The 12611-nt window shown below is 65.3% G+C and carries 14 protein-coding genes; 10 read left to right on the top strand and 4 right to left on the bottom strand.

Annotated elements, in window-relative coordinates; genetic code table 11:
* Positions 1-55: 55 nt before the first annotated feature.
* Both ACFO5X_RS20730 and ACFO5X_RS20725 read right to left on the bottom strand, forming a co-directional pair.
* Positions 56-823 carry an HpcH/HpaI aldolase family protein gene (locus ACFO5X_RS20730; RefSeq protein WP_380720735.1) on the bottom strand — a complete coding sequence of 256 codons (768 nt, stop codon included), beginning with the start codon at positions 821-823 and terminating at the stop codon, positions 56-58.
* An 87-nt stretch (positions 824-910) separates the two neighbouring features.
* Positions 911-1855 (bottom strand): NAD(P)H-dependent flavin oxidoreductase, encoded by a 945-nt coding sequence (locus ACFO5X_RS20725; RefSeq protein WP_380720732.1) that lies wholly within the window; start codon positions 1853-1855, stop codon positions 911-913.
* A 209-nt stretch (positions 1856-2064) separates the two neighbouring features.
* Between ACFO5X_RS20725 and ACFO5X_RS20720 the strand changes: the two genes are divergently transcribed.
* Positions 2065-2514 (top strand): PaaI family thioesterase, encoded by a 450-nt coding sequence (locus ACFO5X_RS20720; RefSeq protein WP_380720729.1) that lies wholly within the window; start codon positions 2065-2067, stop codon positions 2512-2514.
* The gene (locus ACFO5X_RS20715) at positions 2511-3185 is read left to right on the top strand and encodes a transglutaminase domain-containing protein (protein ID WP_380720726.1); all 675 of its coding nucleotides are present in this window, start codon (positions 2511-2513) and stop codon (positions 3183-3185) included. Before ACFO5X_RS20720 ends, ACFO5X_RS20715 begins: the two co-directional genes overlap by 4 nt.
* 2 nt (positions 3186-3187) lie before the next feature.
* On the opposite strand, the gene ACFO5X_RS20710 is transcribed toward ACFO5X_RS20715, so the two are convergent.
* Positions 3188-4021, bottom strand: coding sequence for a MurR/RpiR family transcriptional regulator (locus ACFO5X_RS20710; RefSeq protein ID WP_380720724.1), 834 nt, complete (start codon positions 4019-4021; stop codon positions 3188-3190).
* Between the two features lie 162 nt (positions 4022-4183).
* Here ACFO5X_RS20710 and ACFO5X_RS20705 point away from each other — a divergent pair, with 162 nt between their 5' ends.
* The 8 genes from ACFO5X_RS20705 to ACFO5X_RS20670 are packed head-to-tail and all read left to right on the top strand — an operon-like array spanning position 4184 to position 11323.
* A complete protein-coding gene (locus ACFO5X_RS20705; protein WP_380720721.1) occupies positions 4184-5476 on the top strand; it encodes an ABC transporter substrate-binding protein in 1293 nt (430 codons plus the stop codon).
* A gap of 58 nt (positions 5477-5534) precedes the next feature.
* Positions 5535-6455 carry a branched-chain amino acid ABC transporter permease gene (locus ACFO5X_RS20700; protein WP_380720718.1) on the top strand — a complete coding sequence of 307 codons (921 nt, stop codon included), beginning with the start codon at positions 5535-5537 and terminating at the stop codon, positions 6453-6455.
* The gene (locus tag ACFO5X_RS20695; protein WP_380720716.1) at positions 6455-7456 is read left to right on the top strand and encodes a branched-chain amino acid ABC transporter permease; all 1002 of its coding nucleotides are present in this window, start codon (positions 6455-6457) and stop codon (positions 7454-7456) included. Before ACFO5X_RS20700 ends, ACFO5X_RS20695 begins: the two co-directional genes overlap by 1 nt.
* Positions 7456-8199, top strand: a complete 744-nt coding sequence (locus ACFO5X_RS20690) for an ABC transporter ATP-binding protein (RefSeq protein WP_380720713.1) — start codon at positions 7456-7458, stop codon at positions 8197-8199. Before ACFO5X_RS20695 ends, ACFO5X_RS20690 begins: the two co-directional genes overlap by 1 nt.
* Positions 8199-8894, top strand: coding sequence for an ABC transporter ATP-binding protein (locus ACFO5X_RS20685; RefSeq protein ID WP_380720710.1), 696 nt, complete (start codon positions 8199-8201; stop codon positions 8892-8894). The genes ACFO5X_RS20690 and ACFO5X_RS20685 overlap by 1 nt, the downstream gene beginning before the upstream one ends.
* Positions 8895-8897: 3 nt before the next feature.
* The gene (locus ACFO5X_RS20680) at positions 8898-9512 is read left to right on the top strand and encodes an ATP-binding cassette domain-containing protein (RefSeq protein WP_380720707.1); all 615 of its coding nucleotides are present in this window, start codon (positions 8898-8900) and stop codon (positions 9510-9512) included.
* Entirely contained in the window at positions 9505-10497 is a 993-nt protein-coding gene (locus ACFO5X_RS20675) for a Gfo/Idh/MocA family protein (RefSeq protein WP_380720705.1), read from the top strand. Before ACFO5X_RS20680 ends, ACFO5X_RS20675 begins: the two co-directional genes overlap by 8 nt.
* A gap of 4 nt (positions 10498-10501) precedes the next feature.
* Positions 10502-11323, top strand: a complete 822-nt coding sequence (locus tag ACFO5X_RS20670; RefSeq protein WP_380720702.1) for an SDR family NAD(P)-dependent oxidoreductase — start codon at positions 10502-10504, stop codon at positions 11321-11323.
* Between the two features lie 13 nt (positions 11324-11336).
* Here ACFO5X_RS20670 and ACFO5X_RS20665 read toward each other — a convergent pair whose 3' ends face one another.
* Positions 11337-12512, bottom strand: a complete 1176-nt coding sequence (locus tag ACFO5X_RS20665) for a replication initiation protein (RefSeq protein ID WP_380720699.1) — start codon at positions 12510-12512, stop codon at positions 11337-11339.
* Positions 12513-12611 lie beyond the last annotated feature (99 nt).

The raw sequence follows: 12611 nt of genomic DNA, 5'->3' as shown, positions 1-12611 counted from the left end.
GATGAGCAAGACGGCGAAACGGGTATTCACGCCAGACACGGGCGGCGGACCGATCTCAGGCATTGCTGCGCCACTCCGCCACGGCCATGCCCGCTCCCTTTGCCATGAAGTAGGCATCGCTCGCAACGGTCGTGAACAGAAACCCCCTATCGACCATCTTCCGGGCGTAGCCGGCAGAAAGACAGTGGATGCCGGCAAATTGTCCCCGCGCAGCGGTCGCCTTGGCAATTTTGTCCAGCGTGGACATGAACGCCGGCTCTTCCCGGTCAAAGCGCGCATCCAGGCCCATCGACAACGACAGATCGCTCGGCCCCACATAACACCCGTTCACCCCCGACACGTCCAGAATCGCATCCAGATTCTCCAGCGCCTCGACCGTCTCGATCATCGGGATCGCCAGGACCTCGTCATTGGCAAAGGTATGATAGGGCGCGTCAGCAGTGCCAAAGGCCGCCGCCCGGTTCGGCCCGAAGGACCGCTTGCCTGCAGGACCGTACCGGCAGGCCGCCACGAACTGTCGCGCGTCCTCGGCCGTATTCACCATCGGACAGATCACCCCCCACGCACCGGCATCCAGCACCTGCCCGATCAGGCCGCCGTCGTTCTGCGGGACCCGCACCAGCGCCGGAATGCCCGAGGCGGCGATTCCCTGCATGCAGGCGACAGCGCTCATGAAGTCGTGGACCCCATGCTGCATGTCGACGGTCAGGCTGTCCCACCCGACCCGCGCCATGGTCTCGGCGGCCATGGCGGAAGGCAGGCTGAGCCAGCCGTTAAGACAGGGCGTTCCTTGGCGAAGCTTTGCGGCCAGGCTGTTTTTCATATCTTGCGTTCCAGGATGATCTCCTGAATTAAAATACCATACGTTCGGTTAAGTCAAATGCCGAAACGCCTGCTAGTTTCAGTTCCTTCAGGCCCCCAATCGCAGTCTCGGCGCGGACTCGAGCGCGTGATTGTATTCCGCGACCAGTCGGTCGCACAGCTCGGCCGCCGGCAGCACATCCCCGACGCCCCCAACCCCCTGCCCCGCCGACAGGATGGTCTTCCAGGCCTTGATCTCGGTGCCCGTTCCAAGGTTCAGCTTGCCGGGCGCCGTCATCGTGTCCGGGTCCAGCCCCGCTGCGACGAAACTCGGGCGCAGGAAGTTGCCATGCACACCGCTGACGGCCGGCGTATAGATGATGTCATCCGCCCGCGCCTCCACCACCATCGCCTTGTGGCCGGCGGGCGCGAGGCTTTCCTGCGTCGCGATGAACCGCGTTCCCATGTAGGCGAAATCAGCCCCCAGAAGACGCGCCGCCGCGACCTGTGCGCCGTTCGACATCACGCCGCCCAGAATAATCGTGCCGTCGAACATCGCCCGCAGTTCCGACAGAAAGGCAAAGGCGCTCAGCTCGCCGGCATGGCCCCCTGCACCGGAACAGACGGCAATGATCCCGTCGACCCCCGACTCCGCCGCCTTGCGCGCGTGGCGCAGGTTGATCACGTCGTGAAAGACCAGCCCGCCATAGGAATGCACCGTCTCGATCACCTCCGGCACGATCCCCAGCGAGGTGATCACGATCGGCACCCGCTGCGCCGCGGTGATCGCGAGATCTGCCTCGAGCCGCGTGTTCGAGCGGTGGACGACAAGGTTCACGGCAAAGGGCGCATCGGCCCGTCCCATCCCGCTCAGACGGTCGCGGATCTCCGACAACCAGTCGGAGTAGCCCTCGCTCGTCCGCTGGTTCAGCGCCGGAAAGCTGCCGATCAGCCCCGACCGGCAGGTTTCGACCACAAGATCGGGGCAAGACACCAGGAACATCGGGGCGGCAATGATGGGCGCGCGCAGGTGGTTTTCGAATGGGATTGTCATGGCCAAGTTTTAGTGAACCTCACTCATCAGCGTCTCAAATCCGTGCCATCTTCCCGGAATTCACGCAAGGTCTAATATCCACAGACGTTGGCCCCTTCTCCTAATGAATAATGCTCTCTTGCAATCTGACGCTTTGCCCGTTGACGCCTCCCATAGTCTTCCTGTCAAATGACGATAACTCACTACCTGACCCAGCAGCGGAGACTCCCTTGCCCGAAATCACCCCCGCAACTCTGGAGCGCGACGGCTGGGTCCGCAATGATGACATCTCGGACTTCACCCGCCATGTCGGCCCCACCTGGCGCAAGGACGATGGCCCCGGCCGTCGCCGCGTCGGGTTTATCGTCGACACCAAGCACGACAACTCCCACGCCCGCGCGCATGGCGGGATGATCATGTCGCTCTGCGACGACGGCATGGGCACAACCGCCGCCCGCGCCCGGCCCGGGGAACAACTCTTCACCGTCTCCTTCGAATGCCAGTTCATCAGCGGCGCCGAAAAGGGAGAGTTCGTGGTCGCGCATTGCGAGGTCATGCGCGCCACCGGATCGCTCATGTTCATGCGCGGCGAATGCCGGGTCGGCGACCGTCTGGTCGCGACCTGCTCGGGCATCTGGAAGGTGCTGGGCAAGCGCCGGACGGCCGGAGAGGCGGCATGATCACCGATCCCGCGCTCGCGCCTACCCGCTTTCTGGATTCAGACACGCCTGCCCTGCGCGATTTCGCGCTGGAGTCCGCCGGCAAGGGCAGCGATCGCGACCGGGCGGTCCGGCTCTATCGCGCGGTCCGGGACGGCATCCGCTATGATCCCTACAGCTTCCGCGTCAATCCCAGGATCTTCGTCGCCTCGCACTGTCTGACCGCGCCCTCGGCCTTCTGTGTGCCCAAGGCCATACTCCTGTCCGCGGCGGCCCGCGCGGCGGGCATTCCGGCGCGCGTCGGTTTCGCCGATGTGCGCAACCACCTCAGTTCGCCCAAGCTGTCGGCGATGATGGGCAGCGACGTGTTCCGCTGGCACGGCTACAGCCTGCTGCAGATTGACGGCAAATGGGTCAAGGCGACACCCGCCTTTGACATCGGCCTCTGCGACCGGTTTGGGGTGCACCCGCTCGACTTCGACGGCACCGAAGATTCGATCTATCACCCCTATGACACTGCCGGCCGCCGGCACATGGAATATGTGAGCGAGGTCGGAGTCTTCGACGAGTTCCCCTTCGACCGCTTCGCGGCTGACATGCGCCGCCATTACCCGGCCATGCTGGCCAGGCTGGAAGAGCTCGACCGCACCAACGCCCGGGCCGAGGACAGCGCCTTTTCCGGCACGGCCTGAACTCAGGTCGTGGTCACCGCCGTCAGCAACGCGTGCACCAGCGCGACCGCGCCCGAGATCGGCTGCAACCGGCTGGCGGCATCGGAATCGACGAACAACGCCACTTGGGCGCAGCGGGCCAGAGGACTCTCAGCCGTGTCGGTGATCGCCAGAATCCGGCGGCCCGAGACATGGGCGTCCATCACCGCATCCACCACCGGCTTCGAATAGGGCGGAAAGGCGATGGCGGCCAGAACGTCGTCATGCCCGATGGTAGAGGTCTGCGGCCCCGCCATGCCTCCGGCGAAATCCAGCAGGCTGCACGCCCGCTCGCCCCGCATCAGCCCGTACAGCAGATAGTCGGCAATCGGCCGTGACCGGCGCAGCCCGGCGACATAGACGTGCCGTGCGCTCCTCAGCATCTCGACCGCCCGCGCGAGCGCCGCGATATCGCAGGTCTCGGTCAGCCGGGTCAGCGCCGCCGCATGGGCGCGGGCCGTTTCCTCAAGGATCGTCCGGATATCCTGGGGCGACGCGGTTTCGCTGCGAAACATCACTTCGTCCCGCACCGTTGCCGCCCCTTCGATCAGGCGCTGGCGGAACACCCGCTGGAGGTCCGAGAACCCGGAATAGCCGAATTCCTTCGCGAACCGGATCAATGTCGAAGGCTGTATTCCCAGCGCCTCGGCGATCACCGGCGTGGTGTTCAGGGCAAAGCTGTTCGGCTCGTCCAGCGAGGCACGCGCGATTCGCTGAAGGTGTGGCGACAGGCCGGGAAACCGGTCGCGAATGCGCTGCCGCAGCGCATCGAAGGTCTCGGGCGCCTCGGCCCTGGGATCGGAAATGTTCATGGTCATGAGAGAGACATAGCACGCGGCAAAGCGCGAGTGAATTTTCAATCTTTGACTCAGAAAGAATTTTCTTTCTATCTTTCGGAAGGATTGTTCGAATGGCCGGGAGGGCCTGCAACGTCCGATGACGACCGCGCTCGCTCAAGGGCCGGATTGGGGAGGAAAACAATGTCTACAAGGACGATTTCACGTCGGCGGCTGCTGGGTTCTGCCACGGCGGCAGGGGCTGTTGCCGGCTTCTATGGCCCCTGGAAACACAACCGCGTTTATGCCGCCGCAAGCGACAGGCCCATCCGCATCGGCCTGACCTCCGACGCCTCGGGGCAATACGCGAACTCGGGCGCCTCGGACCGTCGCGGGATGCTCATGGCCATCGACGAGGCGAACGCAAAGGGCGGCGTGCTGGGCCGCAAGGTCGAGACGGTGCATATCGACACCGAAACAACCCCCGCCACCGGCAGCCGGGTGGCCGAGCGCATGATCACCCGCGAGGAATGCGGCTTTCTGATCGGCGCGGTCAGCTCGGGTGTGGCTAACGCGGTCAGCCAGGTGGCGCAGCGTTATGGCGTGATCTACCTCAATACTAACTCCTCTTCGCCCACCGAATCCGGCAAGAACTGTCACCGGGTGAAGTTCGTCTGGGACGGCAACGGCACCAATTTCGCCAAGGCGGCGGTCAAGAACGCCGTCACCGCCTATGGCAAGAAGTGGCTGCTGCTGACCAACGACTATGGCTGGGGTCACGACACCGCCAACGCCACCCGAAAACTTATGGCGCAATACGGCGCGGAAGAGGTGCAGGAGATCCTGATCCCGCAGGGCACGCGCGATTTCTCGGCCGCGCTGCTGTCGATCCAGCAGGCCGCGCCCGATGTCGTCTCGGCGGCGGTGGGCGGCGACGATCAGGTCGCGATGCGCCAGCAGGTCGCGCAGCTGGGCATGGGCCAGTCCACCGCCTGGATCAACAACCAGCAGGATTGGCCGGATGTCTATGGCCTGCCGGTCGACAACCTGTTCGGGGTCTTTGGGACCACCTGGTATTACGGGCTCGACCTGCCCGGCGTGAAGGAATTCGTCGCGCGGTATCAGGAGATGTATCCCGACACGGCGATGCGCGTGCCCGGCAACGTCTTCTACAACGGCTATATGGCGACCAAGGGGCTGCTGAACGCCATCGAGACCGCCGGAACGACGAACAACATCGCGGTGATCAAGCAGCTGGAAGCCTACAAGGCCAGCGCCGAAGAGCGGATGCAGCACCACGACGCCTACATGGATCCGGCGACCCATCAGGTGCAGCAGACGATCTACCTCGCCACGGCCAATACCGAGGCGGGCGAGGACAAGGACAACATGTTCAAAATCCTCACTCAGTCGGCCCCGGACGAGGTGCGCGACGACAGCGCGGCGGCCGAGTGCAAGCTTGAAAGCTACGACGACACCCCAACCTTCGACGCCTGAGATCAGGCTTGACAGGGCCGGTCCGCAAGGGGCCGGCCTCCCATTCCCGGACTGTCGCATGCTGCAACTGCTGCCCCACATCGTGAACGGCCTGACACTGGGCCTGCTTTTCGCGCTGATCGCCCTCGGCTTCACGCTGATCGTCGGCGTGATGGAGGTGATCAACCTCGCCCATGGCACCCTCTTTGCTCTTGGCGCCTATTTTGCGCTCGCCACCGTCGGCGCCGGCTGGTTCGCGGGAACGGCCTTTGGCGCCTGGTGGCTGTCCTTGCCCATCGGCGCGCGCTATGCCGCCGCGCTGCTCCTCGGCCCGCTGGCAGCCGCCATCGCGGGGATGGTGCTGGAACTCTGCCTGCGTCCCACCTACGGCAAGGCGCCGCTCTACGGGCTACTGCTCACCTTCGGCGCGGCCCTGGTGATCGAAGAACTGATCCGCATCACCTGGGGCACGGGCGAGCAAAGCCTGACCGTGCCCCAGAGCATGAACGGGGCCTTCCTGATGGGGGGCATGATCTTTTCGAAATACAGGTTCTACGCGGCCGGTTTCGCCATCGTCGCCATCTTCCTTGTCTGGCTCTTGCTGGAACGGACGCCCTACGGCGCCATCATCAAGGCCGGCGCGCATGACAGCGAGATGGTGCGCGCCCTGGGCTATGATCTGGGCAAGCTGCGCCTCGCCGTCTTCGCCTTCGGCGCGGCCATGGCCGGGCTGGCCGGCATCATCATGGCCCCGATCTGGGGGCTGCGGCCCCACATCGGCGTCGACGTGGTGATTCCGGCCTTTCTCATCATCGTCATCGGCGGCGTTGGCAGTTTCTGGGGCGCGGTGATCGCCGCGATGCTGGTTGGATTGTCTGTCGGCGTCGCCGGGGCCTATGCGCCCGCCTGGTCGCTGCTGTCGATGTATCTGCTGCTGATCGCGGTCATCGGCCTGCGCGCGCGCGGGCTGATGGGGCGCAAGAGCGCGCTGGAAAACTGATGATCACCCTCTCCGACATTCCCGCGCGCACCGCCTGGCCGGTCACCCCGGCGATGGGCCTGTTCCTGCTGGCCCTCTTCACCGCGCCTTTCTGGATCGAGCCGATCGGGCTCTACCGCTATCTTGGCATCGAGATGGCGATCTGGATCCTCTTCGCCATGGGGTTCAACCTGCTGTTCGGCTATGCCGGGCTGCATTCCTTCGGGCACGGCGCCTATCTCGGCATCGGCGCCTATGCCTTCGGGCTCTTCCAGCACAATGTCGCCGTCTCGCTCTGGGGCGGGCTGGCGGCGGGCGTACTGGCGGCGGCGCTGGCCGGCGCCATCGTTGGCGCCATGGTCGCCCACCGGCGCGGCATCTACTTCGCCCTGATGACCATCGCCTTCGGGCAGATCTTCTGGTTCTGCGCGATCAAGCTGCGTTGGCTGACCGGCGGCGAAGACGGGCTGCTCGGCATCCCCCGCCCCGATTTCTGGGGGATCAGCCTGGCCGACAATGCGGCTCTGTATTGGTTGGTTGCGGTGATCCTGGCGCTGGCCATGCTGGCAATATGGCGGCTGGTCAACGCGCCCTTCGGCCGGGTATTGCAGGCGATCCGCCAGAACGAGATGCGCGCACGCTTCATCGGGTATGACGTCTGGCGCATCAAATGGCTGGTCTTCACCCTGTCCGCAGCCATTGCCGGGCTGGCAGGCGGGCTGTTCGCGATGGCGCAGGAAAGCGCCTATCCCGATGTGATGAGCCTGCATCAGTCGGGCCTGATCGTCATGATGATCCTCGTCGGCGGCGGGCTGGTCAGCTTCTGGGGGCCGGTTCTGGGGGTGCTGGTCTATTTCATCGCCCGCGACGTGATCGGCGGTCTGACCGAAACCTGGCTACTATGGTTCGGACTGATGTTCATGACGATGGTCATGACCCGCCCCGAAGGGGCCGCCGGCATGGCGCATGTGCTGCGCCGCCGCCTGCGCCGCGCCCCTGCCCCGGCCCGGCGGAGCGTGTGATGGCCCTGTTCGAGGCAACCCATATCCAGAAACGCTTTGGCGCCCGCGTGGTGCTTGAAAACGTCTCGCTCTCGGTCGAGGCGGGCGAGGTGCATGGCATCATGGGTCCGAATGGCGCCGGCAAGACCACCTGTTTCAACGTTCTGACCGGGCACTACGCCCCGGATGGCGGGCGCATCACCTTCGACGGGCAGGATATCACCGGGCTGAAGCCGCACCGCATCGCGCGGCTGCGCGTCTCGCGGTCGTTCCAGATCATGAACCTCTTTGACGACACCGTGGTGATCGAGAATGTGATCCTCGCCCTGCCCCGCTTCCGCGCCATGGGCTTTCATCCCGGCCGCGGCGTCTTTGACGATACGGATCTGGTGGCCGAAGCGCTGAGCGTGCTCGCCGAGGTCGATCTCGATGCCCACGCCTGGGACAAGGCGCAGTCGCTGTCCTATGGCCAGCGCCGGGCGCTGGAAATCGCGGTGGCACTGGCCGCAAGGCCGCGCATCGTCTTCCTGGACGAACCCACCTCGGGCCTTGGCGCCGAGGCGACGCGCGCCCTGGCCGAGCTGATCCGGAGGCTCCGGCAGCGCTACACCATCGTCATGATCGAACACGACATGGCCTTCCTCTTCGACCTGGTCGACCGCATCTCGGTCATCCACTGGGGCCAGGTCATCGCCCATGACACGCCCGCCGCACTGAAGGCCAACAAATGGGTGGCGCGCTCTGCCCTGGGAGAGCTGGCCTGATGCTTGAAATTACAGGGATAGAGACGTTTTACGGCGAAACGCAGGCGCTGTTCGGCCCCTCGCTCCGCGTGGGTGAAGGCGAGATCGTTGCCCTGCTCGGCCCAAATGGCGCCGGCAAGACAACCACGCTCCGCTCGATCCTCGGCCTGTCGCCGCCGCGACGGGGCACGATCCGGTTTGACGGCCAGGACATCACCCGCATGGCAACGCACCGGATTTCGCGCCTTGGCATCGGCTGGGTGCCCGACGACCGCCGCGTCTTCCCGATGCTCACCGGGCGCCGCAACCTCGCCCTTGGCGCGCGGCGCACCCGATTCCGCGCCTGGACCCAGGAGGAGATGTGCGAGGTCTTCCCGGCGCTGCAACACCTTTTCTCCCGCGACTGCGAGGCCATGTCGGGGGGCGAGCTGCAGATGATCGCCATCAGCCGCGCCCTGCTCGGCTCTCCCGGTATCGTGCTCTTCGACGAACCCAGCCAGGGCCTGGCCCCCAAGGTGGTGCAGGACGTGCTGAGAACGGTGCGCCGGATGAAATCCGAAGGCGTGTCCTGCCTGATTGTCGAACAGAACGCGCTGGCCGCGCTGCAGGTCGCGGACCGGGTCTATATCATGGACCGGGGCCGCATCGTCCACGACGGCCCCGCGCAAGAGCTGCTGGACAATCCGGCCAAGCGCCGCCGCCTGATCGGAATGTAAGCCATGCTCGAGGTCCGCCAGCTGGAAAAGGTTTACACAAGGTCGCTGATCGACCGCACCCCGACCTTCCGCCTGACCGCCGACTTCACCATCGAACAACCCGCCATTGTCGGGATGATGGGGCCGAACGGGTCGGGCAAGACCACACTGTTCGAGCTGGTCACCGGGTCCAACACGCCGACGTCGGGACAGGTCCGCGTGACGGGCAAGGACATCCACCGCGTCCGCACCGACCAGCGCGACCGCCTGGCGATCCACTACCACCAGTCCTATCAGGTGCGCCACTTCCGGTCTTGGACACCCAACGCCCTGCTGCAACCGGCGGGGTCGGACTACCCGATGGTTCACCTCTTCGACGAACCGCAGTTCAACACGCAGGACGGCTATATCGGCTTCATGCTCGACTTCTTCCGAAGGTTGCGCGGCGAAGGCCGGCTCGTCTTTCTCTGCATCCACCCCAACGAACGCTTCCACCTCGAGATCGTCGAGGAGATCTGCGAGCGTTTCCTCTTCGTGAAGGACGGCACCGTGACCCCCCTGCCCCACTATCCCGCCCTGCTGGCCCATGCTCCGGCGCGCGCCTATCTCGGCGACCTGCTCGGAGGCAGTCATGGCTGATCGGTTGCGCGTCGCGCTGGTGGGCTGCGGTCTGATCAGCCTCTATCACCTCCGGGCCTGGGCCAATGCCGGCGCCGAAGTCGTTGCGCTCTGCGATCTGGACCTCGCCAAGGCCAGCGTGCGGGCAGAGGAGTTTGACGTTGCCAGAGTTTACGCCGACCCCGAGGCACTGTTTGCGGCCGGCGGCTTTGACGCTGTGGACATCGCCGCCTCGGTGCCTGCCCATGCCCCCGTCGCCCGCATGGCCGCCGACCGCGGCGTCCACATCATGTGCCAGAAGCCCCTGACAGAAACCGTGGCCGAGGCCGAGGCGCTGATCGACGACATCGGCGACCGCGTGCGCTTCATGGTGCACGAAAACTACCGCTTCCGCCCTCACTACATGACCGTCCGCAGGTGGCTGGCCGAGGGTCGCATTGGCCGCCTGCGGCACGCGCAGATCTCTTGCCGCGGCTCGGGCCTCTGCCCCCGCGACGGAACGGTGCCCTTCCTGATCGAGCGCCAGCCCTACCTGACCGCCTTCCGCCGCAATCTGGTGTTCGAGACGATGATCCATCATCTCGACGTGCTGCGCTGCCTCTGCGGGCCGCTGAGCGTGGTCGCAGCCCGACTGAACCGGCTCGCCCACGGCCTTCCGGGCGAGGACACGGCAGCAATCCTGATGACCGGGCAAGACGGGCTGATCGCCACCGCCGACGGCTGCCTTGTCGCTCCGGGCTACCCCCAGTTGCACGGGGACCGGCTGGAACTCATCGGCGAGACCGGCACCATCCTGATGGAGCTGAACCGCGTCTCGATCGTCGGAACGGATTCGACGGAAGAGGTCGACCTGCTTGGCCGCTATCAGGAATGCTTCGACACGGTGATGGCGCACTTTGTGCGCGGCCTCGAGGACGGCGCCCCCTTCGAGACCGACAGCCGCGACAACCTGGAAACCCTGCGCCTGATGGAAAGCGTCTATCGGGCGGCGGGGGTGGAGGTTTAGGGCCATGACACAGGACCCCGCCAGCCTCACCCCGGGCATCGACCCGGCACGCATCGCCGGCCTGTTCGACATTCGGGACCTGCGCGTCTTCCTGCCGGGCGGCTATGGCGCCATCGGCGAGGCGATCGCCTGCGCCATGGCCGGACATGGCGCCGAGGTCACCATCGCGGGACCGAAACGCGACAAGGCCGAAGCGCTCGCCGCCCGCATCCGCGCCCAGGGCGGCAGGGCCCACGGCCTGATGCTCGACGCGCGCGAGGTCGCCTCGATCCGCACCGCCACCAGTGCCGCGGTCGACGCCATGGGTAGGATCGACGTGATGGTAAACTGCGTCGGCATCCAGCGCGAGCAGCGCCTGATGGAGGTGACCGAAGAGGTCTTTGACGATGTCTATCGCACCAACCTCAGGTCGGCGATGTTCCTCGGACAGGCCGTCGCGCGCGATCAGATCGCCCGAGGCAAGGGCGGACGGCAGATCCACATCCTCTCGGTGCGCGCCCAGCTTGCGCTGCGCGGGCGCGGGTATTCGGCCTATTGCGCCACCAAGGGCGGCATGGCGATGCTGGTCAAACAGCACGCCATGGAACTTGCCCCGCACAATATCACCGTGAATGGCGTTGCGCCGACCTTCATCCAGTCCGACCGGATCCGCCCGCATCTCGACCGCCCGGCATTCCGGGATTTCATTCTCGAGCGCAATCCGCTCGGCCGCATCGGCGACCCCCTCGAGGTTGCCGGTCAGGTGATCGCCTTTGCCGCGCCTGCGGGAAGCTACATGACCGGGCAGATCGTCTATCTGGATGGCGGGGTCACCGCCTCGCAATAAGCCTTTTTAGGGTCTATTCAAGCCCCTCGTACAAGCCCGGCGACATCTCTTCCCAGAAAGCGGCCACGCGGGTCGCGTTCAGCGGCGAAATCCATCCGTGGCGTTCGAAATCGGCGCGCGCGGCGGGGTCCGAAAGCTGGCTCTGGAACAGGCGCCTGTCGGCATCCCGCTGGGTCGGAGTCCGGGCCTTCACAGCCTCCAGAATCCGTCCCAGCCGCTGCGCCCGCGCTGAACTGGGCGCGGCCTCCGCTTCAGCCTCTGCCCCGAATCCGCCGTCCAGCGCTGCTGCGAGATACCCGACCTTGCTGCGCACGTTGCTGCGCCCTTCGACGTAATCGAGCTTGGCGGACACCTGCGTTTCGCCATGGGTCGACAGCCATTGCCGCGCCAGCCGGTCGCTGACCCCATGCTCGCGCAGCCGCGCATAGACCGGCCCGTGGCGCATCCCCTCGCCGTCGTCGATGTCCAGGATCGCAAGCTGCGGGTTCTCCTTCACCTTGAACCGGATCTCGGTGACCACCCTGCCCTGCCGCCGCACCTCAGGCGCGATCAGGATGTTCGAAGTCTTGTTGACTTCGGCCACCGCCGGCTTGATCACCTTGGCATTCAGATGCTTGAAGCTCTCGTAATAGCTCGACCCATCCAGCCCCATCAGCCGGCGGAACAGGTCCAGCGGCCACCAGCCGGTGCTGCCCGTCCGAACGAAGCGATAGCAGTTCTCGTACAGCGCCAGCGCATGACCCGAGGTGAAGCGCCGCTGGATGTTGAGATTGATCAGCGCAAAGACCTTGGGATCGTGCAGCTTTTCGGCCAGCGCCGGGGAGTAGGCGTATTCGCAGACGCCGGCCTTGAGCTTGGCATAACTCAGCAGGCTCGAGACGCCCCATTCCTGCTGGCCCTTCTCGTCCAGCATGTCCCATTCGGCGACCGTCTCGGCAAGCCCGCGTAGAGACTGTTTCAGGGTTTCCATGTCATTGGAGTTGTATCCGATCATCAGGCACAGGGTGCGCGCGTCGATCCGGTGCCGCGTCTGGGTCACCAGCGTGTCATAGGCGTTCAAGAGCAGGACGTTCGACAGCTTTCGCTGCAACAGCGTCAGCTTGCCCGACACGTGAATTGCCGCCACGTGTTTCTTGACCGCCCCCCGGCGCAGCGCGCCGGTCAGCTGGTCGCGCGGAATCTCGTCCATCGTCCTGCCCGTTTTTGTTCTTGGGCATCAGTATGCCGCATCGGGTACCTGTGGGCAACAATTCTTCGGGTTCTTCAGCCGCGCCTTCACGGGTCCCGT

This window comes from Seohaeicola nanhaiensis, assembly GCF_042654245.1.
Lineage (GTDB): Bacteria > Pseudomonadota > Alphaproteobacteria > Rhodobacterales > Rhodobacteraceae > Seohaeicola_A > Seohaeicola_A nanhaiensis.
Note: the sequence above shows the minus strand (reverse complement) of the source record. Positions and strands in the feature narration are given on the sequence as shown.

Excerpts from the sequence above, each read along its gene's own strand:
- ACFO5X_RS20730 (WP_380720735.1), bottom strand. The coding sequence starts at position 823 with ATGAAAAACAGCCTGGCCGCAAAGCTTCGCCAAGGAACGCCCTGTCTT.
- ACFO5X_RS20725 (WP_380720732.1), bottom strand. The coding sequence starts at position 1,855 with ATGACAATCCCATTCGAAAACCACCTGCGCGCGCCCATCATTGCCGCC.
- ACFO5X_RS20715 (WP_380720726.1), top strand. The coding sequence starts at position 2,511 with ATGATCACCGATCCCGCGCTCGCGCCTACCCGCTTTCTGGATTCAGAC.
- ACFO5X_RS20710 (WP_380720724.1), bottom strand. The coding sequence starts at position 4,021 with ATGACCATGAACATTTCCGATCCCAGGGCCGAGGCGCCCGAGACCTTC.
- ACFO5X_RS20705 (WP_380720721.1), top strand. The coding sequence starts at position 4,184 with ATGTCTACAAGGACGATTTCACGTCGGCGGCTGCTGGGTTCTGCCACG.
- ACFO5X_RS20700 (WP_380720718.1), top strand. The coding sequence starts at position 5,535 with ATGCTGCAACTGCTGCCCCACATCGTGAACGGCCTGACACTGGGCCTG.
- ACFO5X_RS20695 (WP_380720716.1), top strand. The coding sequence starts at position 6,455 with ATGATCACCCTCTCCGACATTCCCGCGCGCACCGCCTGGCCGGTCACC.
- ACFO5X_RS20690 (WP_380720713.1), top strand. The coding sequence starts at position 7,456 with ATGGCCCTGTTCGAGGCAACCCATATCCAGAAACGCTTTGGCGCCCGC.
- ACFO5X_RS20685 (WP_380720710.1), top strand. The coding sequence starts at position 8,199 with ATGCTTGAAATTACAGGGATAGAGACGTTTTACGGCGAAACGCAGGCG.
- ACFO5X_RS20680 (WP_380720707.1), top strand. The coding sequence starts at position 8,898 with ATGCTCGAGGTCCGCCAGCTGGAAAAGGTTTACACAAGGTCGCTGATC.
- ACFO5X_RS20675 (WP_380720705.1), top strand. The coding sequence starts at position 9,505 with ATGGCTGATCGGTTGCGCGTCGCGCTGGTGGGCTGCGGTCTGATCAGC.
- ACFO5X_RS20670 (WP_380720702.1), top strand. The coding sequence starts at position 10,502 with ATGACACAGGACCCCGCCAGCCTCACCCCGGGCATCGACCCGGCACGC.
- ACFO5X_RS20665 (WP_380720699.1), bottom strand. The coding sequence starts at position 12,512 with ATGGACGAGATTCCGCGCGACCAGCTGACCGGCGCGCTGCGCCGGGGG.